This is a genomic window from Pseudomonas sp. 15A4 (assembly GCF_016925575.1).
Taxonomy (GTDB): Bacteria; Pseudomonadota; Gammaproteobacteria; order Pseudomonadales; family Pseudomonadaceae; genus Aquipseudomonas.
Genome location: NZ_CP068986.1, coordinates 1,315,804 through 1,338,845, shown reverse-complemented (window position 1 = coordinate 1,338,845; position 23,042 = coordinate 1,315,804). Strand labels below are relative to the sequence as shown.

The following is a 23,042-nucleotide window of genomic DNA, read 5'->3' as shown; positions in this document are numbered from 1 at the left end:
GTGCATTAACGGGGCTATCAAACGGGCGCTCACAACGGCCATCAATGCCGTGATGTCGGCAGCGTAAAGCCGGACACCGAGCGGCGCATCTCGCTGGCCATCTTCGCCAGATTGCCCATGCTCCGGGCAGTCGCCGCCGTGCCTGAGGTGGTCTGCGTGGTGGTCTGCTGGATCACCAGCATGGTCGACGAAATCTGCTGGCCCAACTCAGCCTGCTGCTGCGCCGCATTGGTGATGCTCTCGACCAGCGCGGCGAGGATCTTCGACACGCCTTCAATTTCTTCCAGTGCGACACCGGCGTCCTGCGCCAGCCGCGCACCGCGCACCACTTCGGCGGTGGTCTGCTCCATGGAGATCACCGCTTCGTTGGTGTCGTTCTGAATCGCGCGCACCAGCGTTTCGATCTGCTTGGTCGCTGACGACGAGCGCTCGGCCAGCCGCTGCACCTCATCGGCCACCACCGCGAAACCGCGTCCGGCATCACCGGCCATCGAGGCCTGGATCGCGGCGTTGAGCGCAAGAATGTTGGTCTGGTCGGCGATGTCATCGATCAGGCTGACGATGTCGCCAATCTCCTGGGATGACTCGCCCAACCGCTTGATGCGCTTGGACGTGTCCTGAATCTGCTCGCGGATGTTGTCCATCCCGGTGATGGTGTTGTGCACCACCTCGTTGCCCTTGTTGGCGATGGTCACAGACCGCTCGGCCACCGCAACGGACTCGGACGCATTGGCCGAGACCTGATCGATGGAAGTCGCCATGTCATGGATGGCGTTAGAGGCCGCTGCGATCTGCAACGCCTGATGCTCGGACGCCGCGGCCAATTGGGTCGCAGTGGTCTGCGTGTCTTTCACGGCGCCGAACACTTGCTCGGCGGTGAGGTTGATGGTCGACACCAACTCGCGCAGTTGGTCGATGGAATAGTTGATCGAATCGGCAATCGCGCCGGTGAAATCCTCGGTCACCGAGGCGGCCACGGTAAGGTCGCCGTCCGCCAGGTTTTCGATCTCGTCGAGCAGGCGCATGATCGCGTTCTGGTTGCGCTCGTTCTTCTCTGCGGTTTCGCGCAGCTGCCGGTTGGTTTCGCGCACCATCACCAGGCCAATCAGGATGATCGACGCCAGGGCCAGCAGGCCGAGTATGTAGCCGCCATAGCTGTACGCCGCGCGCCCACCGGCCATGTGCTCGAAACTGTTGGCCAGCACCGAGGCTTCGTCGAGGAGCGTCTGCGAGAGGTTGAAGATGCTGCCCGCCGCTTCACGGACTTCCAGCAGCTCCGGCGAGGTTTCAAGGATTTCGTCGACCGACCCCGAGACGAACTGGAACAGCTCGGCAATCTCGGCCAGCCGCGCCCGCGCATCGCGGTCTTCGACCTGGGCGATTTTCAGGGTGGCATTCCCTTCGAGCATGCCGTTGAGCACACGCCCGAACTGGCTGGCATCACGACCGAAAGCATCCGCTGCCTGAACCGCGGTTTCGTCACCGGACAACACCGTGTTCACCGCACCCAGTATCCGCTCGGCCAGCAGCGACTGCCGCTGCGCGAGGGCCACTTGAGCCGCGGGCGCACGGGTTTGCAGGAGAATGTCGACGACCTTTTCGGATTCGATCTGCAATTGCGGAATGGTCTCGGCGAGCGTCGCCGCGACCTGATGCAGCGAGAGCACGGTCTGCTCACGGGCAAGAATCACGTCAGTGCTTTTACGCAGGTTTTCCCAGTCGTTCTGTACCGCTTTCAGCTCATCGCTCACCGCAGCGGGCGCAGCAGGCAGGCCGGTGTTCTTGTCGCCTTTCTTCAAATACTGCCAGCGCGTGTCGAAGTCGTTGCGCGCGTCGGCCAGCAGCTTGAATGCCGCCGCCTTGCCCGCCGCCGCTTCCGTGGCGTTCTTGGCGATGCGCTGGGACAGCACGCGAAGCTCGCCGGCGTGGCCGATGTATTGTTTGTCGTAGTTGGACTGCGTGCTGAGGTACGCGAAGTTGACGAACAGCAGCATGATGAAAACGATGAGGCAGATGAACAGCACGACGATCTGCGATCGACTGCGCGCGCCTTCCAGTGACTTGCCGGTATTACTCATTGCTCAGGGCTCCGCCTGATGTTCGATTTAGGAAGGGTATCAGCCGTCTGGACCTGCACTGTTCAGCCCGGCGCATCAGAGCGCCACGTCCATAAACTCAGCCGACTGCACCAGCGCGCGAGGGCTGAACACCTGCCAGGCCTGCTCGCGCACAAAACGTCCCCGTATGTAAGGCGCGACGCGGGGTTCGCTGTCGTGACCCGCTTCAGGCATCAGGCTCCGCTCGCTGAAATGCTGCATGCCCAACACCTCGTCGATGAGCAGACCGACGAACACACCCTCGAAATCGATGACCAGCACGCGCCGGTGTTTGCGATGGGGTGAAAGTTCGTGACCAAAGAAGGCGCACAGATCCATGATCGGCAACAAGCGGCCGCGCAGATTGGCGATGCCGCAAACCCACGCCTTGGCGCCCGGCAATACCGCGCAGCGCGGTTCGTGAAGGATTTCGTCGACCTCGCCCATGGGCGCCACGTAATGGCGCTCGCCCATGCGGAAGCCAATGCCGCCCCAACCTTGTTGTCGGGTTTCCTGCAACGGCAGGCCGGCAGCGAGGAGCGGCAGCGCTGGTCAATATCGAGCAGCAGCTGGAAGGCGGTTTGTGACCGAGCCATGAGCGTCAGCCGGGGGTCAGCCCGCGAGCACCGCGTTCAGGGTTTTCATGAGGGTTTCTTCGTCCACTGGCTTGGTCAGGTAATCCCGCGCGCCCTGGCGTTTGCCCCAGACCTTGTCGGTTTCCTGATCTTTAGTGGTGATCATGATGACGGGGATCATGCTGGTGTCAGCGTCTTTGGTCAGCTGACGGGTCGCCTGAAAACCGTTGAGGCCCGGCATGACGATGTCCATCAAGACGGCATCGGGTTTTTCCTGACGGGCCAGCGCCACACCGTCGGCACCGTTCTCGGCCTTGAGTACCTGGTGGCCGTGCTTCTCCAGCATGCCGGTCAGCTTGTACATTTCGGTCGGCGAGTCATCGACGATCAGAATTCGAGCCATGGTGCTTCCCCATAGAAACAGCCGTCCCCCACGAGGGGGTCGGCATCAAGATAGTTGTTGTTCGACTGCAACGAACCCGGGCACATGGGCCTTGATCGCACTGAGCAGTTCTTCCTTGCTGAACGGTTTGGTCAAAAACTGATCGGAACCGACGATGCGCCCCTTGGCCTTGTCGAAGAGCCCGTCCCTTGAGGACAACATGATCACCGGCGTGGATTTGAAGGCCCGGTTGTTCTTGATCAACGCGCACGTCTGATACCCGTCGAGCCTGGGCATCATGATGTCGACGAAAATGATTCTGGGATGATTGTCGGCAATCTTGGCCAGTGCGTCGAAGCCGTCGATGGCGGTGATCACTTCACAGCCGACGTTTTTCAGCAGCGTCTCGGCGGTGCGACGAATCGTCCGGGAGTCGTCGATGACCATCACTTTCAATGGGGCTGAATGCTGTTCCATATCTGCTCTACCATCGCCGCGGCGAATCAGATGGGTTGCCTTCCGCCGGGCATCTGGTTTTGGGTCGGGATGATCGGGAGGCGCCAGAGACAGCTGGCGCGACACCGGATGCCGAGCCTTTTTAGCACACTCTCCACGGTCAATCCATAAAGCCTTGCCCCTTGACCCAAAGCCGGCGCGGCGCCACCCTGACGCCTATTTTCGGCCTGTCGTGGCCATTACCGATCAGAGGATATTACCCATGAGCATTCGCCTGGGAATCGTCATGGACCCCATCGAGCGCATCTCCTATAAAAGGACAGCTCGCTGGCCATGCTCCTGGCAGCGCAAGCCCGCGGCTGGTCGTTGTTCTATATGGAGCAGCACGACCTGTACCAGGACGCCGGCCAGGCCCGCGCCCGCATGAAACCGCTGAAAGTCTTCGCCGACCCGGCCCACTGGTTCGAGCTGGAAGCCGAAGTCGACAGCGGTCTGGATGATCTGGACGTGATCCTGATGCGCAAGGATCCGCCGTTCGACATGGAGTTCGTCTACTCCACCTATCTGCTCGAACAAGCCGAGCGCGCCGGCGTGCTGGTGGTCAACAAGCCGCAAAGCCTGCGTGACTGCAACGAGAAGCTGTTCGCCACGCTGTTCCCGCAATGCACGCCGCCCACGCTGGTCAGCCGTCGTGCGGACATCATCCGTGAGTTCGCCGCCAAACACGGCGATGTCATTCTCAAGCCGCTGGACGGCATGGGCGGCGCGTCGATCTTCCGCCACCGCGTCGGTGACCCGAACCTGTCGGTGATCCTCGAAACCCTGACCAAGCATGGCCATGAGCAGATCATGGCGCAGGCGTATCTGCCGGCGATCAAAGATGGCGACAAGCGCATTCTGATGGTTGACGGCGAACCGGTTCCGTATTGCCTGGCAAGGATCCCGGCCGCTGGCGAAACACGAGGCAATCTGGCCGCTGGCGGTCGTGGCGAAGCCCGTCCCCTGAGTGACCGCGACCGCTGGATCGCCGCCGAGATCGGCCCGACGCTGCGGGAAAAAGGCCTGCTGTTTGTAGGCCTGGACGTGATTGGCGAGCACCTGACCGAAATCAACGTCACCAGCCCGACCTGCATCCGCGAGATCGACAACGCGTTCGGGACGGACATTGGCGGCATGCTGATGGATGTGATCGAGAAGAAACTGCAAGCGCGCGCTTAACCCGGCTCCTTGTGGGAGTGACGCTGATTACTCCCACAATGAAAGGCACCTTCCACTAATCGGCCCGGTGACATCAAACGCCAAGCCAGTCCTGACATTGCGTTATCATGCGCGGCCTGAATTTTTGCGCTAGGTGAGTAGTAATGCTGGCACATGTGCTGCCGGAGCGTGGATGAACGCTGCGGTCGACGATGATCTCCCCCTGTCCCTGACCCGCACTGGCGTGCGCCCTGCCGATCGCCTCGGGTTTACCCTGATGATCGCCGCACTGGTGCATCTGGCCGTCATCCTTGGCGTCGGTTTCACTTACGTCAAACCGGAAAAGATCAGCCAGACCCTGGAGATCACTCTCGCCCCTTTCAGAAGTGACACCAAGCCCAAGGACGCTGACTTCCTCGCCCAGGAAAATCAGCAGGGCAGCGGCACCCTCGACAAGAAAGCGGTGCCCAAGACCACCGAAATCGCCCCGTATCAAGACAACCAGATCAATAAGGTCACGCCACCGCCTGCCGCCAAACCGGTGGTCAAGCAGGACGCGCCGAAGACCGCTGTTGCCACGAAAGCTCAGTCTCCGCAAAAGACCGTCGCCAAGCGCGATGAGGTCAAGCCGGAAGAACAGAAAAAAGTCGCACCGACCATCGACAGCACGCAGCTGAACAGCGAAATCGCCAGCCTCGAAGCCGAGCTGGCGGATGAGCAGCAGGCCTACGCAAAGCGTCCGAAGATCCACCGCCTGAGCGCCGCCTCGACCATGCGCGAAAAAGGTGCCTGGTATAAAGAAGACTGGCGCAAGAAGATCGAGCGCATCGGCAACCTGAATTATCCGGACGAAGCGCGCCGCAAACAGATCTACGGCAGCCTGCGGATGATGGTCTCGATCAATCGCGACGGCTCACTGTACGAGGTACTGGTTCTCGAGTCGTCGGGTCAGCCGCTGCTGGATCAGGCCGCGCAGAAGATTGTCCGGCTGGCCGCACCGTTTGCGCCGTTCAGTGGCGATCTGGCCGATATCGACCGGCTTGAAATCATCCGCACCTGGAAATTCGCGCGCGGGGACAAGCTGTCGAGTAACTGATCAGCCAATGCCGCGCACTAGGAAACCTGACCTGCGTCGCGATTTATCCGCCCGCGAGTCGGTTCTGCCAGTTGTCACAACAGCCCCGCGACGCCACACTAGGGCTCATGAAAAACGTCTCTCCGTCGTACCTCAAACACCAGTTTCTGATCGCCATGCCCCACATGCACGATGAGAACTTCGCCCAGACCTTGACCTACATCGTCGAGCACAACGCCAATGGCGCCATGGGCCTGATCATCAACCGACCGCAAAGCCTGTCGCTGGCAGATGTCCTTGAACAGCTGCGTCCCGAATTGCCGCCTCCTGCGCGGTGCAGGGATATTGCCATCCACCTCGGCGGGCCGGTGCAAACCGATCGCGGCTTTGTCCTGCACCCTTCCGGTCAGGTCTTCCAGGCGACGGTCGACCTGGGTGGCATTTCGCTCTCGACTTCCCAGGACGTGCTCTTCTCCATCGCAGATGGCTACGGCCCTGATCAAAATCTGATCACACTCGGCTATGCCGGCTGGGACGCAGGCCAGCTGGACGCCGAGTTTGCAGCCAACGCCTGGCTCAACTGCGCGTTCGACCCGGCAATCCTGTTCGAGGTGGAAAGCGAAGACCGGCTCAACGCCGCCGCCGCCAAACTGGGCGTCAACCTCAACTTGCTGACCAGCCAGGCGGGCCACGCCTGATGGCCGCACTGCGCCTGTTGCTGGGGTTCGACTACGGCACCAAACAGATCGGCGTGGCGGTCGGCCAGGTGATCACCGGGCAGGCCCGCGAACTCTGCACATTGAAAGCGCAGAACGGCGTGCCGGACTGGGACAAGGTTCAGGCGCTGATCAGCGAGTGGAAACCGGACGCCATCGTCGTCGGCCTGCCGCTGAACATGGACGGCACGCCGAGCGAGATGAGCGCACGCGCCGAGAAGTTTTCACGCAAGCTCAACGGCCGCTTCAACCTGCCGGTCTACACCCATGACGAACGGCTGACCACCTTTGAAGCCAAAGGCGAACGCGCCTCCCGCGGCCAGCACGGCAGCTATCGGGATAACCCCGTAGATGCGATCGCCGCAGCGCTTCTGCTGCAAAGCTGGTTGGAAGCCAATACCGCGCTGTTTGAAACCTGATCCATCTACGCTGCACCGAATTCGATTTACTCCGGACGTTCGTGCAGCGGACGCCGGGGCACCTGAAGGAGCAACCATGAGCCTGCCAAATCCCGCCGAACTGATCAGCCAGATGGCGATTGATCTCGACGCGCACCTGAACAAACGCGGCATCCAGGAGCCTCGCTTCATCGGCATTCGCACCGGTGGCGTGTGGGTCGCGCAGGCGCTTCTCGAGGCCCTCAACATTGAGTCCCCGCTGGGCACGCTGGACGTCTCCTTTTATCGCGACGACTTCAGCCAGAACGGCTTGCACCCGCAAGTGCGCCCCTCGGAGCTGCCGTTCGAGATCGAAGGCCAGCACCTGGTGCTGATCGATGACGTGCTGATGAGCGGGCGCACCATTCGTGCAGCGCTCAACGAACTGTTCGATTACGGCCGGCCGGCCAGCGTGACCCTGGTGTCGCTGCTGGATCTGGACGCCGCCGACCTGCCAATCCGCCCGAACGTGACGGGCGCGACCCTGTCACTGGGGCCGAACGAACGGGTCAAGCTGTCCGGGCCAACGCCGCTGACGCTTGAACTGCAAGACCTTTCCACCGATTCCGCCGCCCTCTAAGAGTCCTTTGCGATGACGCCTCTCGACGCCAAGCGCCCGCTGCAACTGAACCATCAGGGCCAACTGCAGCACTTTCTCTCCCTCGACGGTTTGCCCCGCGAACTGCTCACCGAAATCCTCGACACCGCCGACTCGTTCCTCGAAGTCGGCGCCCGGGCGGTGAAGAAGGTCCCGTTGCTGCGCGGCAAGACCGTGTGCAACGTGTTCTTCGAGAATTCGACCCGCACCCGCACCACGTTCGAACTGGCGGCGCAGAGGTTGTCGGCGGATGTCATCACGTTGAACGTGTCGACCTCCTCGACCAGTAAGGGCGAGACGCTGTTCGATACGCTGCGCAACCTTGAGGCCATGGCCGCCGACATGTTCGTCGTGCGCCACGGTGACTCCGGTGCGGCGCACTTCATCGCCGAACATGTCAGCCCGCAGGTGGCGATCATCAACGGCGGCGACGGCCGTCACGCGCACCCGACCCAGGGCATGCTGGACATGCTGACCATTCGCCGCCACAAGGGCAATTTCGAGAACCTCTCGGTGGCGATCGTTGGCGATATTCTGCATTCCCGCGTCGCGCGCTCGAACATGATCGCGCTCAAAGCGCTGGGCTGCCCGGACATCCGCGTGGTCGCGCCAAAAACGCTGCTGCCGGTGGGCGTCGAGCAATACGGCGTGAAGGTGTACACCGATCTGAACGAGGGCCTGAAGGACGTCGACGTGGTGATCATGCTGCGCCTGCAACGCGAGCGCATGTCGGGCGGCCTGCTGCCGAGCGAGGGTGAGTTCTACCGCTTGTTCGGCCTGACCACCGCACGCCTGGCCGGCGCCAAGCCCGATGCCATCGTAATGCATCCGGGCCCGATCAACCGCGGCGTAGAGATCGAATCGGCAGTAGCAGACGGCCCTCATTCGGTGATTCTCAACCAAGTGACCTACGGCATTGCGGTGCGCATGGCCGTTCTGTCCATGGCCATGAGTGGCCAAACCGCCCAACGTCAGTTCGAGCAGGAGATCGCCCAGTGAAGTTCAGCATCCTCGGCGCTCGCGTCATCGACCCTGTCAGCGGTCTGGATCAAGTCACCGACATCCATCTTGAAGCGGGAAAGGTTCTTGCCCTCGGCGCGGCACCTGCCGACTTCAGCCCTATGGAAACCATCGACGCCGCCGGCCTGATCGCTGCCCCCGGGCTGGTCGACCTGAACGTGTCGTTGCGCGAGCCGGGTTACAGCCGCAAGGGCAGCATCGCCAGCGAAACCCGCGCAGCAGCAGCAGGCGGCGTCACCAGCCTGTGCTGTCCGCCGCGTACAAAACCGGTGCTCGACACCTCCGCCGTTGCCGAGCTGATTCTGGACCGCGCCCGCGAAGCCGGCCACAGCAAGGTCTTTCCGATCGGCGCCTTGAGCAAGGGTCTGGAAGGCGAGCAACTGGCCGAGCTGATTGCCCTGCGCGACGCCGGCTGCGTGGCGTTCACCAACGGCATGGTGAATTTCCGCAGCAATCGCACGCTGTGCCGCGCGCTCGAATACGCGGCGACGTTCGATCTGACTGTGATTTTCAATTCCCAGGACCACGACCTTGCTGAAGGCGGCCTGGCCCACGACGGCCCGACGGCTGCGTTTCTGGGTTTGCCGGGCATTCCGGAAACGGCTGAGACGGTGGCACTGGCACGTGACCTGCTGCTGGTCGAGCAAAGCGGTGTGCGCGCTCATTTCACGCAACTGACCAGTGCGCGCGGCGTGGCCTTGATTGCCCAGGCGCAAGCGCGAGGCCTGCCTGTGACGGCAGACGTGGCGCTGTATCAGTTGATCCTGACCGATGAAGCACTGACCGGCTTCTCGAGCCTGTACCACGTGCAGCCGCCGCTGCGCACCCGTGCAGACCGCGACGCATTGCGTGAAGCGGTGAAGTCGGGCGTGGTGCAGGCGATCTCCAGTCATCACCAACCCCATGAGCGTGACGCAAAACTGGCCCCGTTTGGCGCGACCGAGCCGGGCATCAGCAGCGTAGAGTTGTTGCTGCCCCTGGCGATGACGCTGGTCGAAGACGGCCTGCTGGACCTGCCGACGCTGCTGGCACGCCTCAGCTCCGGACCCGCCGCTGCGCTGCGCCTGCCGGCCGGAACGCTGACCGCCGGCTCGCCTGCGGACGTGGTGCTGTTCGATCCCGCCGCATCTACGGTTGTAGGCGAGAAGTGGCTGTCGAGAGGCGAAAACTGCCCGTTCCTCGGCCATTGCCTGCCGAGCGCCGTGAAGTACACGTTTGTGGATGGGCGGGTTAGCTATAACGGGTGAGATGCCCAACCTCAGGCAGACGTTGATTATGTGGGAGCGAGCTTGCTCGCGAAGAGGTTAGTACATCCGATAAATCTTCGGCGACTGATACGCCCTCTTCGTGAGCAAGCTCACTCCCACAGGTTTTGTGTCGCGCGTTGCCTTCACCGATGACTCGCCTCATGGTGGGATGATTTCTCTCACTTCCACGGACGAGCCCAAAGCAACCGCTATTACCGGCGAGCGTTCTTCACCGAGATCTGGTCATTCAGCGTCCAGAAGTCGTACAGCACGCCCAGCAGCGCCAAACCTCCGGTGAACAGGTAAATGATCCCGGTGATCCATTTGCCCTGATACATCCGGTGCACACCGAACACGCCCAGAAAGGTCAGCAGAATCCAGGCGAGGCTGTAATCGGTCGCACCTGCGTTGAATCGCAGGTCCGCTTCCCGATCCATCGCCGGAATCAGGAACAGGTCGATCAGCCAGCCAATGCCCAACAGCCCCAGCGTAAAGAACCAAATCGTGCCGGTGACCGGTTTGCCGTAGTAGAAGCGATGAGCGCCGGTAAATCCCACAATCCAAAGCAAATAGCCCATGACCTTGCTGTGGGTATCAGGACGTTGAACGTCGGGTTGATAGGTGTTCATTGTTGACCTCGTCTGCTGCAATAGAAAAAAATATGCGTAAGTTTTGTGACTTTAGTGACGCCGTCCGACGTATGGCTTGAACCTCTTTTCAATCGTGCAAACCCTTGTTCTGCAAGGTGATCAGGCAAGCAAGCTGACGATTTTGCCGCCAAAACTGACTTCAAGGGCAGTAAATTGTTCGACAAGGGGGCTCAGAATTTCGCAAAAAGCTGTTATAAAGTTGCGCGCTGACCAACATGAGCCCTGCCTAATGCGTCCATTTTTCAAGACATGGCTGACTATTTGTCTATTTATGCCACTGGCCGCCCACGCCACCAATCGTGAGCAAACGCTTCCACCGAGCTTCACCGGTTTCACCGCCAGGTCCGAGTCGCCGGAATCCGTTTCACGCAATATTGCTGCTCAACGGGCTGCAATGGCTGCACTGGAACAGACGGCTACTCCACTCGAGTCCTCTGGCAAGCGAGCCAAAGCTGTTAAGGGTAAATCGTCCCGCAGCACTCGCAAAATTTCGCAGAACACTGTCGCCCTGGCCAACACGGCGCAGATGGGTACCAAACAGAGCAGCACTGTGGTCAACCGGGCCGTTAACGCCATCGGTACTCCTTATCGTTGGGGCGGCACCAGCCCAACAAAAGGGTTCGACTGCAGCGGGCTGGTGAAATATGCCTTCAACGACGTGAGCGAAGTCGATCTGCCGCGCACGTCCAACGCCATGGCCGAAGGTCACGGTCAAAAGGTAGACCGCAAGGATTTGAAGCCGGGCGACTTGCTGTTTTTCAACATCAAGAGCCGCAAGGTGAACCATGTTGCCATCTACCTCGGCAACGACCGTTTCGTTCACGCGCCACGCCGTGGCAAATCCGTGACGATCGATACGCTGAAGAAGCCGTACTGGGACAGCCATTACGTCGTCGCAAAGCGTGTGCTGCCAAAGCAGCCGCCGAGCCAGAAGGGCACTGTGCGCATCGCCCAGCGTTGATCGCACACACCGCCTGAAAACACTGTGGGGAGCGAATTGATTCGCTCCCCACAGTCGTTTGCCTTCCAGATCAGAAATTATCCGGCGTTTTCGCCTTCTCCCGCGCACTCTCACGCGTGATCAGCCCCTTGCTGATCAGATCCTTCAGGCACATGTCCAGCGTCTGCATCCCCAGCGATCCCCCGGTCTGAATCGACGAATACATCTGCGCCACCTTGTCCTCGCGGATCAGGTTACGAATCGCCGACGTGCCGATCATGATCTCGTGAGCAGCAACCCGTCCTCCCCCAACCTTCTTCAGCAGCGCCTGAGACACGATGGCGTGAAGCGACTCGGAAAGCATCGAGCGGATCATCGACTTTTCCTGCGCCGGGAACACATCGACAATACGGTCGATGCTCTTGGCAGCGGACGTGGTGTGCAGCGTGCCGAACACCAGGTGGCCGGTTTCTGCCGCCGTCAGCGCCAGGCGGATGGTCTCAAGGTCGCGCAGCTCACCTACCAGAATCACGTCAGGGTCTTCCCGCAGCGCCGACCGCAGTGCTTCGGCAAAGCCGTGTGTGTCGCGATGGACTTCGCGCTGGTTGATCAGGCTTTTTTGGACTCATGAACGAATTCGATCGGGTCTTCGATGGTGAGGATGTGGTGGTGTTTGTTGCTGTTCAGGTAATCGACCATGGCCGCGAGCGTGGTCGATTTGCCCGAGCCGGTCGGGCCGGTGACCAAAACCAGGCCGCGGGGCACGTCGGTAATCTTGCGAAACACTTCGCCCATGCCCAGCTCTTCCATGCTCAGGACCTTGGATGGAATGGTCCGGAACACCGCGCCGGCGCCGCGATTCTGGTTGAACGCGTTGACCCGGAAGCGCGCGACGCCCGGCACTTCGAAGGAAAAGTCTGTCTCCAGATCTTCCTCAAAGTCCTTACGCTGCCTGTCGTTCATGATGTCGTAGATCAGCGCCTGAACCTCTTTCTGGTCCAGTGCGGGCAGATTGATCCGCCGCACATCACCATCGACGCGAATCATCGGTGGCAGGCCGGCAGAGAGATGCAAGTCCGACGCGCCTTGCTTGGCACTGAAGGCCAGCAGCTCGGTAATATCCATACAGCTCCTCATCACATAGAATGCCGCAGACTTTAGCCCTGCTGGCGCAAATCAATGTCCACGATAGCAGAGAACATTTCAACGCTCGCCGAGCGAATTCGTAGCGCGGCGCAAGCGGTACAGCGCGACCCGGCCTCTGTCGGCCTGTTGGCGGTGAGCAAGACCAAACCGGCGAGCGACCTGCGGGAAGCCTACGACGCCGGACTCCGCGATTTCGGCGAGAATTACCTTCAGGAAGCCCTCGGCAAACAGGCTGAATTAAGCGACCTGCCCTTGATCTGGCATTTCATCGGCCCCATCCAGTCCAACAAGACTCGCGCCATCGCCGAGCACTTTGCCTGGGTGCATTCCGTGGACCGTCTGAAAATCGCACAGCGTTTGTCTGAGCAGCGTCCGCCAGAACTGCCGCCACTGAACATCTGCATTCAGGTCAACGTCAGCGGCGAGGCCAGCAAGTCAGGCTGCGCCCCTGAAGACCTGCCCGCACTGGCCCAAGCCATCAGCGTGCTGCCCAACTTGAAACTGCGCGGCCTGATGGCCATTCCCGAACCCACCGATGATCGCGACGAGCAGAACGCGTCGTTCGCTGCCGTCAGCACCCTGCAGGCACAACTGGGCCTGCCGCTGGACACGCTTTCCATGGGCATGAGCCACGACCTCGAAGCCGCCATCGCACAAGGTGCGACCTGGGTGCGGATCGGCACCGCCCTCTTTGGCGCCCGCAATTATGGGCAGCCCTAACCTTTGCCCCACAGGAAACCGTTCATGAGCAAAACCCGTATCGCGTTCGTCGGCGCCGGCAACATGGCTGCCAGCCTGATTGGTGGCATGCGCGCCCAAGGCGTCGGCGCTGAGCTGATCCGTGCCAGCGATCCTGGCGCAGAAACCCGCGAGCGCGTGGCAAAAGAACACGGCATCAAAGTGGTCGCCGACAACGCCGAGGCCGTCGAAGGCGCCGATGTGGTGCTGCTGGCGGTTAAGCCGCAGATGATGAAATCGGTGTGCGAAGCGCTGAAGCCGGCACTCAAGCCTCATCAATTGATCGTATCCATCGCCGCCGGGATCACCTGCGCCAGCATGAGGGCCTGGCTGGGCGAGCAACCCCTCGTGCGCTGCATGCCGAATACCCCGGCGCTGTTGCGCCAAGGTGTCAGCGGCCTGTACGCCACGGCGGACGTCACTCCGGCCCAACGCGAGCAGGCCGAGACATTGCTGTCGGCGGTCGGGATTGCACTGTGGGTCGATGAAGAAGCCCACATCGACGCGGTGACGGCGGTGTCAGGCAGCGGCCCGGCGTATTTCTTCCTGCTGATCGAAGCCATGACGGCCGCAGGCGTCAAACTCGGCCTGCCGGCTGACGTGGCTAGCAAACTCACCCTGCAAACCGCGCTGGGCGCGGCATTGATGGCCACCGGCAGCGACGTCGATGCGGCCGAACTGCGTCGCCGAGTGACATCCCCTGCGGGCACCACTGAAGCCGCCATCAAATCTTTCCAGGCCGATGGCTTCGAAGCCATTGTGGAGAAGGCGCTGGGCGCCGCTGCACATCGCTCCGCCGAACTCGCCGAACAGCTGGGCAAATAAGGAGCAATTCATGAATGCACTCACCGGCGCCACGATTTTCGTCATCCAGACGCTCATCAGCCTGTACCTGACCATCGTTCTGCTGCGCTTTGTGCTGCAGCTGGTCAAAGCCAACTTCTACAACCCGCTCTGCCAGTTTGCCGTTCGTGCAACCCAGCCGTTGCTCAAGCCTATCCGGCGCATCGTGCCAAGCGTCTTCGGGCTCGACACGTCATCGCTGCTGCTGGCGATCGTCATTCAGGCGCTGCTGATGGCCTTCGTGCTGATGATGACCTACGGCACCATCGGCGATATCCCGCACCTGTTGATGTGGTCGATCATCGGTATCACGTCGCTGCTGCTGAAGATCTTCTGGGTCGCGATGATCATCATGGTCATCGTTTCGTGGATTGCTCCGGGCAGCCACAACCCGGCCGCTGAACTTGCCTACCAGATCAGCGAACCGATCCTGGCGCCGTTCCGTCGCATCATCCCCAACCTGGGCGGCATGGACATCTCGCCGATCTTCGCCTTTATCGCGATTCAGGTGCTGCAGTCCTACGTCATGCCAGCGCTGGCGGCCTACGCCGGCATGCCGCAAGAGCTGTGGCGTTTGATCTGACTGTCAGGGCGACGGCCTGATTTGCCGTCGCCCTTTTCCCTGCCTGATGAAAGACGCATCCGCGATGCCGCGGGCAGAATCCAAAGCGTCACCCTCCGCGCATTCAGCCATTTAGTTTGTTGCCGCCCCCGCGCGATCTTTAGACTTACGCCTCATTTCAGCGAGAGCAGGTCGATGTCCACGGTCTTTCCCAAAGATTCTGTCGGTCTAGTCACGCCGCAAACGGCGCATTTCAATGAGCCGCTGGCCTTGGCCTGCGGACGCTCGTTGCCTGCCTACGATCTCATCTACGAAACCTACGGTCAGCTCAACGCCGCCAAAAGCAACGCGGTACTGATTTGCCATGCGCTTTCGGGTCATCACCACGCGGCGGGCTACCACAGCGCAGAAGACCGTAAGCCGGGCTGGTGGGACAGTTGCATCGGCCCCGGCAAGCCTATCGACACTGATAAGTTCTTCGTCGTCAGCCTGAACAACCTCGGCGGCTGCAATGGCTCCACCGGTCCCAGCAGCCCCAACCCGGAAACCGGCAGGCCCTTCGGCGCCGACTTTCCGGTGTTGACGGTCGAAGACTGGGTGCACAGCCAGGCGCGGCTTGCCGACCGGCTGGGCGTCGATCAATGGGCCGCCATCGTCGGCGGCAGTTTGGGCGGCATGCAGGCGCTGCAATGGACGATCACCTACCCCGAGCGCGTGCGGCACTGTCTGGCGATTGCTTCCGCACCCAAGCTGTCGGCGCAGAACATCGCCTTCAACGAAGTCGCGCGGCAGGCAATTCTGACGGACCCGGAATTCCACGGCGGCTCGTTTCAGGAGCATGGCGTGATCCCCAAGCGCGGCTTGATGCTGGCGCGCATGGTCGGGCACATCACGTACCTGTCCGATGACTCGATGGGTGAGAAATTCGGCCGGGGCCTGAAGAACGAGAACCTCAACTACGACTTCCACAGCGTGGAGTTCCAGGTCGAAAGCTACCTGCGGTATCAGGGCGAGGAGTTTTCCGGGCGCTTCGACGCCAACACCTACCTGCTGATGACCAAAGCGCTGGACTACTTTGATCCGGCTGCCAACTTCAACGACAACCTCGCCGCCACCTTCGCCAACGCCAGCGCCAGGTTCTGCGTGATGTCGTTTACCACTGACTGGCGCTTCTCCCCGGCCCGCTCGCGGGAACTGGTCGATGCGCTGATGGCGGCGAAAAAGGACGTCTGTTATCTGGAAATCGATGCGCCCCAGGGCCACGACGCATTCCTGATCCCGATCCCGCGCTACTTGCAGGCTTTCTCCAGCTACATGAACCGAATTGCACTCTGAGGACACCATGAGAGCCGACCTGGAAATCATCCAAGACTGGATACCGGCAGGCAGCCGCGTGCTCGACCTCGGCTGCGGCGACGGCGAATTGCTGGCCTGGCTGCAGGAGCACAAGCAAGTGACGGGCTACGGCCTGGAGAACGACGCCGACAACATCGCCCGTTGCGTGGCGCGGGGCGTCAATGTCATCGAACAGGATCTGGACAAAGGGCTGGGCAACTTTGCCAGCAACAGTTTCGATGTCGTGGTCATGACCCAGGCGCTTCAAGCCGTGCACTACCCCGATCGCATCCTCGACGAAATGCTGCGCGTGGGCCGCCAGTGCATCATCACCTTCCCCAACTTCGGGCACTGGCGTTGCCGCTGGTACCTGGCGAGCAAGGGGCGAATGCCAGTTTCCGAGTTCCTGCCGTACACGTGGTACAACACGCCGAACATCCACTTCTGCACCTTCGAAGATTTCGAAGAACTGTGCCGGGGTCGGTCGGCCAAGGTCATTGATCGGCTGGCAGTCGATCAACAGCATCGGCACGGCTGGGCCAGCAAGCTTTGGCCTAATCTGTTGGGGGAAATCGGCATCTATCGCGTCAGCAGCCCGGGCTTGCAGGACCACCAGATTGCCGTGTGACCAGCGACTCAGGCAGGTGAAGCCCTGCCAGCCAGCGTCTGCACCGAAGTAAAGAGCCGAAGACAGCGACGCAAACTGGCTCAGGTTCAATCAGCAGATTTTCACGCAGCCGATTTTCACGGACTCATCATGACCCTCACCCAGCTTGTACTGGCCAGCCACAACGCCGGCAAACTCAAAGAACTCCAGGCCATGCTCGGCGCGAGCGTTCAGCTGCGCTCGATTGGCGAGTTCAGCACCGTAGAGCCCGAAGAAACCGGGCTGTCGTTCGTCGAGAACGCCATCCTCAAGGCGCGCAATGCTGCGCGTATTTCCGGTCTGCCGGCGCTGGCCGATGACTCGGGGCTGGCGGTGGATTACCTGGGCGGTGCGCCGGGCATTTACTCCGCGCGTTACGCCGACGGTCAGGGTGATGCGGCGAACAACGCCAAATTGCTGGAAGCCCTCAAGGACGTACCCGCCGAACAACGTGGCGCCCAGTTCGTCTGCGTTCTGGCACTGGTGCGCCACGCCGACGACCCGCTGCCGATCCTCTGCGAAGGTCTGTGGCACGGCCGCATCCTCACCGCCGCCAGCGGCGAACACGGCTTTGGTTATGACCCGCTGTTCTGGGTGCCGGAGCGCAACTGTTCAAGCGCCGAACTCACCCCGGCCGACAAGAACCAGATCAGCCACCGCGCCCGCGCCATGGCCCTCCTGCGTCAGCGTCTGGGGCTGAGCCCTGATCAACAATGACTCAGGATTCCACCACCCGGCCGTTGATTCTGGGCGCAGCCGGCTTCTCCTCTGAGCAGCCACGCACGCCCCTTGCCGAGCTGCCGCCGCTGTCGCTGTACATCCACATCCCGTGGTGCGTGCGCAAATGCCCCTATTGCGATTTCAACTCCCACACGGCGAGCCCGGTGTTGCCGGAGCAGGAATACGTCGACGCGCTGTTGGCCGATCTCGACCAGGACCTGCCACACGTCTACGGCCGCGAGCTGAGCACGATTTTCTTCGGCGGCGGGACGCCCAGCCTGTTCAGCGCCGATGCGTTGGGCCGTTTGCTGCGCGGCGTTGAACAACGCATCCGCTTCGCGCCGGACATCGAGATCACGCTGGAAGCCAACCCAGGCACCTTCGAGCAGGTGAAATTCAGCGCCTATCGCGGCCTGGGCATCAATCGCCTCTCGATCGGCATCCAGAGTTTTCAGGAGGCCAAGCTCAAGGCCCTCGGGCGTATCCATAACGGCGATGAAGCCGTGCGCGCGGCGGACATGGCCCGTCAGGCGGGTTTCGATAACTTCAACCTGGACCTCATGCACGGCTTGCCGGATCAGTCCCAGGAAGACGCCCTTGGCGACCTGCGTCAGGCGATCGCCCTCGCCCCGACACACCTGTCCTGGTATCAACTGACCCTCGAGCCGAATACGGTGTTCTGGAATCAGCCGCCCACGCTGCCGGAAGACGACATTCTCTGGGACATTCAAGAGGCCGGTCAGACGCTGCTTCGGGAAAACGGCTACGCCCAATACGAAGTGTCTGCCTACGCACAGCCGGAGCGCGAAGCCCGGCATAACCTGAACTACTGGGGCTTCGGGGACTTTATCGGGATCGGCGCGGGGGCCCATGGCAAGCTCAGCCACCCGGACGGGCGCATCATCCGCACCTGGAAGACCCGGCTGCCCAAGGATTACCTCAATCAGGCCAAGGCCTATCAGGCTGGCGAAAAGCTGCTGCCACTGGACGAGATGCCCTTTGAATTCCTGATGAACGCCCTGCGCCTGACAAAAGGCGTGGACGCTGCATTATTTCAGCGACGCACCGGTCTAAGCGTCGATTCGCTCGCCGGCGCCCGTCTTGAGGCGGAACAACGCGGCTTGCTGGAGACCGATCCGTTACGGCTGGTGGCGACCCCTCGCGGCCAGTTATTCCTCAACGACCTGCTGCAGCACTTTCTTCTGTAAGGCTCAACACTAAGGACACTGAATGGAATTCGTACTCGACTTGCTGGCCACCGTGTCGCGCTGGAGTCGCAGCAACTTATCGGAAATCGCTTTGGCCTTGGTGGGCTGCCTGCTGATTCTGTTCGGGACCGACATCAAGGGCTGGATCGAAGGCCGCCTCGGCAGCTTTACCGGCGCCTTGCGCATTCCGATCATGGCGTTGCTCTGCACCGTCGGCAGTGGCGCTGCACTGATTTATGCCACGCCGTGGGTCGTGCGCGGCCTGAGCCAGTTCAACAACTACAGCCTGGCGCCGGTGTTGCTGGTGGTACTGGTACTGATCGGGGTGGTGGCTGATCGGAAATAACCGTCCAGAAATGCAAAAGCGCCCCTGCCCGCGGGCGCGGGAGGGGCGCTTTCAAGAAATCACACTCCGCTGTTGCCGAGTGCAATCAGCCCATCAGCGAATGCTCTGGATGCTGCCTTTGTTGCCGGTCACTTTCACGTTCACTTGCTTGAAGATGAAGTAATCGTTGACGGTGACTTCGTAACGCGGCGCGACGATCAGGTCGGAACCGGACGATTTGACGGCCTTGAAGGCCGCGGCTGCTTTGGTGGAGGAGATCGGGTCCGGCAGTGGGAGGCCCATGCCACCGCCGCTCGCGCCGCCGTAGGTCACGCCGTCGGCAAACTGCGTATCGCCGCCGATGTTCAACCAGCCGAACAGAACATTGGTGGACGACTCGCCGCTGATGGCTTCACCGACTTTGACGTCAGCCTTCAGATCAGTCTTCACGTCGCCGGACAGCGAAGCGCTTGGCTGGCTGACGTTGTAGCTGACACACCCGCTGGTGGTCGCAATCAGCGTGGCGATTGCAGCCATTTGCCAAAACTTGTTCATCTTCATTCCTCGTCATCAATATTGATATATGCAACGGCGGGGACTATGAAGATCAGAACTGAAAAGGGATGTCGGACGATTCCGAAGACCCTGTAGCTTTATTAGGAAGAAATCGAAGGGTGCGTCATACAAGGCAAACTGCTGGCTGAAATGTGCTGTAAAAACTCAAAAGCGGCCGCTACCGGGCCGCTTCTGGTCAAGAAGTGATCAGGCCAGCTTCTCGAACTTCAGGTCCCAAACCCCGTGACCGAGGCGCTCGCCACGGCGCTCGAATTTGGTGACCGGACGCTCCGCAGGGCGCGGAACGCATTTGCCGTCTTCTGCCAGGTTGCGGTAACCCGGCGCTACGTTCATCACTTCCAGCATGTATTCGGCATACGGTTCCCAGTCGGTTGCCATGTGCAGCACGCCGCCGGGCTTCAATTTGGTACGCACCAGCTCGGCAAATTCGGCCTGGACGATGCGGCGCTTGTGATGGCGGGACTTGTGCCAAGGGTCCGGGAAGAACAGCATCAGCCGATCCAGGCTGTTGTCGGCCACGCAGCGGTTGAGCACTTCGATCGCATCGCAATCGTAAACGCGCAGGTTGGTAAGCCCTTGGGTCAGCACGCCATTGAGCAAGGCGCCGACACCCGGACGGTGAACTTCCACGCCGATGAAGTCCTGCTCTGGCGCCGCAGCGGCCATCTCCAGCAGCGAGTGACCCATGCCGAAACCGATTTCGAGGGTACGCGGGGCCGAACGGCCAAAGACCTGATCGAAATCAACCGGGGCGTCGGCCAGCGGCAGCACGAACAGCTCCTTGCCCTGATCCAGGCCGCGTTGCTGGCCTTCGGTCATTCGACCGGCGCGCATCACGAAGCTCTTGATGCGCCGGTGATGGCTGTCATCGTCTGGCGCTTTGGCATTTTCGTCATTCATCACTTCATCGTCCGGAAGCGGGTCGGGCGTTTGCGAATCAATCATCAACAGGCTCTTACTTGATCAGACCATCCAGCGGCGAGGACGCGCTGGCATAGAGTTTCTTGGGCATACGGCCGGCCAGGTAAGCCATGCGTCCCGCCAGAATGGCGTGTTTCATGGCTTCGGCCATCAATACCGGGTGTTGCGCGTGGGCGATTGCCGAGTTCATCAGCACCGCTTCACAACCCAGCTCCATGGCGATGGTGGCATCGGACGCAGTGCCGACACCGGCATCGACCAGCACCGGGACTTTCGATTCTTCGAGGATGATCTGCAGGTTGTACGGGTTGCAGATCCCCAGGCCAGTACCGATCAGGCCCGCAAGGGGCATCACTGCGCAGCAACCGATTTCGGCGAGCTGGCGGGCAATGATCGGGTCATCGCTGGTGTAGACCATGACGTCGAAGCCGTCCTTGACCAGCGTTTCGGCCGCCTTGAGGGTTTCAATGACATTGGGGAAAAGGGTTTTCTGGTCAGCGAGGACTTCCAGCTTGACCAGATTGTGGCCATCGAGCAGCTCGCGGGCCAGGCGGCAGGTGCGTACGGCTTCGATGGCGTCGTAGCAACCCGCTGTGTTCGGCAGGATGGTGTAGCGGTCCGGCGGCAGCACGTCGAGCAGGTTCGGTTCACCCGGGTTCTGCCCCAGGTTGGTCCGGCGCACTGCAACGGTGACGATCTCGGCGCCCGAGGCTTCGATGGCCAGACGGGTCTGTTCCATGTCCGTGTACTTGCCAGTCCCGACCAGCAGGCGCGACTGAAAAGTACGACCGGCCACGGTGAACGGCTTGTCGCTGCGAACGTTGCTCATCTGAAATCCTCTTTACGGTTGAGGTTCTTGCAGTGCTTGCGGACCCGGCCGCAGCGCGTCGAGGGCTAGCCGCCACCGATGGCGTGCACCACTTCGACCTGATCGCCTTCGGTCAGCGCCGTGGCGGCATGCTGGCTGCGCGGAACAATGTCCAGATTGAGCTCGACGGCAACTCGGCGCCCGGTCAGCTCCAGACGCGACAGCAATCCCGCGACGGTCTCGCCATCGGGCAGCTCAAAGGATTCACCGTTCAACTGAATGCGCATGCGAGAGGGCAGCCATCATTTTAGGGGGCGAGCATTCTAGCCCGATCGGTCGGTATGACCAAGGCAAAGCCACGCCATTCGTCTTCGGCGTGGCCGAGTGCTTGCAACGCGTCCGCGGCAGACGAGCGCTCCAGACGGGATTAAAGCGTATCGAGCCCCAGGCGCCATGCCGTCCAGCCGAGAATCGCCCAGCCGATCAGGAAAAACAGGCCACCGAACGGGGTGATGATTCCCAGCTTGGTCGCGCCCGTCAGTGTCATCAGGTAGAGGCTGCCTGAAAACAGGATGATGCCCAGTGTGAAAGAGATGCCGGCATAGGTGACGAGCCGGCCCTGGATCTGCATCGCCAGCAGTGCCACGCCAAAAATCGCCAGCGCATGAATCAGCTGGTAGAGCACGCCGGTGTGGAAGACCGCCAGGTATTCGGGGGTCAGACGGTTTTTCAGGCCGTGGGCAGCAAACGCACCAAGGGCAACGCCGGTAAATCCGAAGAAGGAGGCCAACATCAGAAAGGTTCGTAACATGTACAACTCCAGGCAAGTTCAATGACGCGTGGTCTGTATAATGGCCCGCTCAACCGGTTCGGCCAAGCCATCTCTATGCTGCAATTACTACTCCGTCTTGTCGCCAAAGGCCTGCTCTGGTTCGCAGCGGCAAGTGTCGTGCTGGTGCTGATTTTCCGCTGGGTCCCTCCTCCGTTTACCGCTTTGATGGTCGAACGCAAGATTGAATCCTGGTTTGACGGTCAGCCCATTGACCTGCAGCGCGACTGGGAGTCATGGGACCATATCTCAGATGACCTGAAAATCGCCGTCATTGCCGGCGAGGACCAGAAGTTCGCCGAGCACTGGGGTTTCGATATCGACGCCATTCAGGCAGCACTGGTTCATAACGAACGCGGCGGCTCCCTGCGCGGCGCCAGCACGCTGAGCCAGCAGGTGTCGAAAAACCTGTTCCTGTGGTCGGGGCGCAGTTACTTTCGCAAGGGCCTGGAAGCCTGGTTCACCGGGCTGATCGAGGTGTTCTGGTCCAAGCAACGCATTCTTGAGGTGTACCTGAACAGCGTGGAATGGGACGACGGCGTTTTCGGCGCTCAGGCCGCTGCGCAGCATCACTTTCATGTGAATGCGAGCCAGCTGTCCACGCAACAAGCGAGCTATCTCGCCGCCGTCCTGCCCAACCCAAGGGAATGGAGCGCCAGCCATCCCAGCAGCTACGTCGCGAGTCGCGCAAGCTGGATCCGCCAACAGATGCGGCAGCTGGGTGGGGATGAGTATTTGATGGGGCTTAACCACAGTCGCAGGTGGTGAGCCCCAGTCTGGCTTTATAGCTTTCGTAGGACTGGCTTTAGCCGGGAAAGCCTTATGCGTCACGCCGCAAGCCTGATGGTGCTCAACCCGGCCTCTTCCCGGCTGAAGCCGGTCCTACTCAGAAACCGCGTCCAGCCTGCGGGATGGGCAGGGTCAGATTCGCGTTCACGCTGTTAGTAGTTTCCGCATCAGGCGCAATACACCCCACAAACAAAAACGCCCCGATCA

The 23,042-nt window shown here is 61.0% G+C and carries 25 protein-coding genes and 3 pseudogenes; 17 read left to right on the top strand and 11 right to left on the bottom strand.

Going from position 1 to position 23,042, the window contains the following annotated elements; all coding sequences use genetic code 11:
- Positions 1-41: 41 nt before the first annotated feature.
- The 4 genes and pseudogenes from JN403_RS05940 to pilG all read right to left on the bottom strand — a co-directional run bounded on the left by JN403_RS05940 (position 42) and on the right by pilG (position 3,530).
- On the bottom strand, positions 42-2,078 hold the full coding sequence (locus JN403_RS05940) for a methyl-accepting chemotaxis protein (protein WP_122536408.1): 2,037 nt from the start codon (positions 2,076-2,078) through the stop codon (positions 42-44).
- Between the two features lie 75 nt (positions 2,079-2,153).
- Positions 2,154-2,692 (bottom strand): annotated as a pseudogene (locus JN403_RS05935) (chemotaxis protein CheW).
- Between the two features lie 16 nt (positions 2,693-2,708).
- Positions 2,709-3,074, bottom strand: a complete 366-nt coding sequence (pilH, locus tag JN403_RS05930) for a twitching motility response regulator PilH (RefSeq protein ID WP_065991171.1) — start codon at positions 3,072-3,074, stop codon at positions 2,709-2,711.
- 45 nt (positions 3,075-3,119) lie between these two features.
- Positions 3,120-3,530 carry a twitching motility response regulator PilG gene (gene pilG / locus JN403_RS05925; protein ID WP_065991170.1) on the bottom strand — a complete coding sequence of 137 codons (411 nt, stop codon included), beginning with the start codon at positions 3,528-3,530 and terminating at the stop codon, positions 3,120-3,122.
- 241 nt (positions 3,531-3,771) lie between these two features.
- On the opposite strand from pilG, the pseudogene gshB reads away from it, so the two are divergent.
- From gshB to JN403_RS05890, 7 genes and pseudogenes are all read left to right on the top strand, one after another.
- Positions 3,772-4,727, top strand: a pseudogene (gene gshB, locus JN403_RS05920) (glutathione synthase).
- Between the two features lie 172 nt (positions 4,728-4,899).
- Positions 4,900-5,802 (top strand): energy transducer TonB, encoded by a 903-nt coding sequence (locus JN403_RS05915; protein WP_205486101.1) that lies wholly within the window; start codon positions 4,900-4,902, stop codon positions 5,800-5,802.
- A 107-nt stretch (positions 5,803-5,909) separates the two neighbouring features.
- Positions 5,910-6,479, top strand: a complete 570-nt coding sequence (locus JN403_RS05910) for a YqgE/AlgH family protein (RefSeq protein ID WP_122536404.1) — start codon at positions 5,910-5,912, stop codon at positions 6,477-6,479.
- A complete protein-coding gene (ruvX, locus tag JN403_RS05905) occupies positions 6,479-6,916 on the top strand; it encodes a Holliday junction resolvase RuvX (protein WP_205486098.1) in 438 nt (145 codons plus the stop codon). Before JN403_RS05910 ends, ruvX begins: the two co-directional genes overlap by 1 nt.
- Positions 6,917-6,992: 76 nt before the next feature.
- Positions 6,993-7,514, top strand: coding sequence for a bifunctional pyr operon transcriptional regulator/uracil phosphoribosyltransferase PyrR (gene pyrR, locus JN403_RS05900; protein WP_122536402.1), 522 nt, complete (start codon positions 6,993-6,995; stop codon positions 7,512-7,514).
- A gap of 12 nt (positions 7,515-7,526) precedes the next feature.
- Positions 7,527-8,531, top strand: coding sequence for an aspartate carbamoyltransferase catalytic subunit (locus tag JN403_RS05895; RefSeq protein ID WP_205486095.1), 1,005 nt, complete (start codon positions 7,527-7,529; stop codon positions 8,529-8,531).
- Complete coding sequence (locus tag JN403_RS05890) at positions 8,528-9,799, top strand: dihydroorotase (protein ID WP_122536401.1); 1,272 nt, start codon at positions 8,528-8,530, stop codon at positions 9,797-9,799. Before JN403_RS05895 ends, JN403_RS05890 begins: the two co-directional genes overlap by 4 nt.
- 212 nt (positions 9,800-10,011) lie before the next feature.
- On the opposite strand, the gene JN403_RS05885 is transcribed toward JN403_RS05890, so the two are convergent.
- On the bottom strand, positions 10,012-10,428 hold the full coding sequence (locus JN403_RS05885) for a TM2 domain-containing protein (protein WP_122536400.1): 417 nt from the start codon (positions 10,426-10,428) through the stop codon (positions 10,012-10,014).
- A gap of 250 nt (positions 10,429-10,678) precedes the next feature.
- On the opposite strand from JN403_RS05885, the gene JN403_RS05880 reads away from it, so the two are divergent.
- Positions 10,679-11,410 carry a C40 family peptidase gene (locus tag JN403_RS05880; protein ID WP_122624414.1) on the top strand — a complete coding sequence of 244 codons (732 nt, stop codon included), beginning with the start codon at positions 10,679-10,681 and terminating at the stop codon, positions 11,408-11,410.
- A gap of 70 nt (positions 11,411-11,480) precedes the next feature.
- Here JN403_RS05880 and JN403_RS05875 read toward each other — a convergent pair.
- Positions 11,481-12,514, bottom strand: a pseudogene (locus tag JN403_RS05875) (type IV pilus twitching motility protein PilT).
- 54 nt (positions 12,515-12,568) lie between these two features.
- Here JN403_RS05875 and JN403_RS05870 point away from each other — a divergent pair.
- The 8 genes from JN403_RS05870 (at position 12,569) to JN403_RS05835 (ending at position 18,933) form a co-directional block, all read left to right on the top strand.
- Positions 12,569-13,255, top strand: coding sequence for a YggS family pyridoxal phosphate-dependent enzyme (locus tag JN403_RS05870; protein WP_122624413.1), 687 nt, complete (start codon positions 12,569-12,571; stop codon positions 13,253-13,255).
- 24 nt (positions 13,256-13,279) lie between these two features.
- Complete coding sequence (proC, locus tag JN403_RS05865; RefSeq protein ID WP_205486092.1) at positions 13,280-14,098, top strand: pyrroline-5-carboxylate reductase; 819 nt, start codon at positions 13,280-13,282, stop codon at positions 14,096-14,098.
- A 10-nt stretch (positions 14,099-14,108) separates the two neighbouring features.
- The gene (locus JN403_RS05860) at positions 14,109-14,699 is read left to right on the top strand and encodes a YggT family protein (protein WP_065991147.1); all 591 of its coding nucleotides are present in this window, start codon (positions 14,109-14,111) and stop codon (positions 14,697-14,699) included.
- 174 nt (positions 14,700-14,873) lie between these two features.
- Positions 14,874-16,013 carry a homoserine O-acetyltransferase gene (locus JN403_RS05855; RefSeq protein ID WP_205486089.1) on the top strand — a complete coding sequence of 380 codons (1,140 nt, stop codon included), beginning with the start codon at positions 14,874-14,876 and terminating at the stop codon, positions 16,011-16,013.
- 7 nt (positions 16,014-16,020) lie between these two features.
- Positions 16,021-16,641: a methionine biosynthesis protein MetW gene (gene metW / locus JN403_RS05850; RefSeq protein ID WP_122536395.1), complete on the top strand. Its 621-nt coding sequence runs from the start codon at positions 16,021-16,023 to the stop codon at positions 16,639-16,641.
- Between the two features lie 126 nt (positions 16,642-16,767).
- Positions 16,768-17,376, top strand: coding sequence for an RdgB/HAM1 family non-canonical purine NTP pyrophosphatase (rdgB, locus tag JN403_RS05845; protein WP_163022129.1), 609 nt, complete (start codon positions 16,768-16,770; stop codon positions 17,374-17,376).
- Positions 17,373-18,587 carry a radical SAM family heme chaperone HemW gene (gene hemW, locus JN403_RS05840; protein WP_205486086.1) on the top strand — a complete coding sequence of 405 codons (1,215 nt, stop codon included), beginning with the start codon at positions 17,373-17,375 and terminating at the stop codon, positions 18,585-18,587. Before rdgB ends, hemW begins: the two co-directional genes overlap by 4 nt.
- A 22-nt stretch (positions 18,588-18,609) precedes the next feature.
- On the top strand, positions 18,610-18,933 hold the full coding sequence (locus JN403_RS05835; RefSeq protein WP_122536392.1) for a DUF3392 domain-containing protein: 324 nt from the start codon (positions 18,610-18,612) through the stop codon (positions 18,931-18,933).
- A 93-nt stretch (positions 18,934-19,026) separates the two neighbouring features.
- Here the strand turns inward: JN403_RS05835 and JN403_RS05830 are convergent, their stop codons facing one another.
- From JN403_RS05830 to JN403_RS05810, 5 genes are all read right to left on the bottom strand, one after another.
- Entirely contained in the window at positions 19,027-19,467 is a 441-nt protein-coding gene (locus tag JN403_RS05830; RefSeq protein ID WP_065991133.1) for a hypothetical protein, read from the bottom strand.
- A 207-nt stretch (positions 19,468-19,674) separates the two neighbouring features.
- The gene (gene trmB, locus JN403_RS05825; RefSeq protein ID WP_205487239.1) at positions 19,675-20,388 is read right to left on the bottom strand and encodes a tRNA (guanosine(46)-N7)-methyltransferase TrmB; all 714 of its coding nucleotides are present in this window, start codon (positions 20,386-20,388) and stop codon (positions 19,675-19,677) included.
- 55 nt (positions 20,389-20,443) lie between these two features.
- Positions 20,444-21,238 carry a thiazole synthase gene (locus tag JN403_RS05820; RefSeq protein WP_065991132.1) on the bottom strand — a complete coding sequence of 265 codons (795 nt, stop codon included), beginning with the start codon at positions 21,236-21,238 and terminating at the stop codon, positions 20,444-20,446.
- 65 nt (positions 21,239-21,303) lie between these two features.
- Entirely contained in the window at positions 21,304-21,504 is a 201-nt protein-coding gene (gene thiS, locus JN403_RS05815) for a sulfur carrier protein ThiS (RefSeq protein WP_122536391.1), read from the bottom strand.
- Positions 21,505-21,644: 140 nt separating this feature from the next.
- The gene (locus JN403_RS05810; protein WP_065991125.1) at positions 21,645-22,028 is read right to left on the bottom strand and encodes a DUF423 domain-containing protein; all 384 of its coding nucleotides are present in this window, start codon (positions 22,026-22,028) and stop codon (positions 21,645-21,647) included.
- 75 nt (positions 22,029-22,103) lie between these two features.
- Between JN403_RS05810 and mtgA the strand changes: the two genes are divergently transcribed.
- Positions 22,104-22,814 (top strand): monofunctional biosynthetic peptidoglycan transglycosylase, encoded by a 711-nt coding sequence (gene mtgA / locus JN403_RS05805; RefSeq protein ID WP_205486084.1) that lies wholly within the window; start codon positions 22,104-22,106, stop codon positions 22,812-22,814.
- Positions 22,815-23,042: the final 228 nt, after the last annotated feature.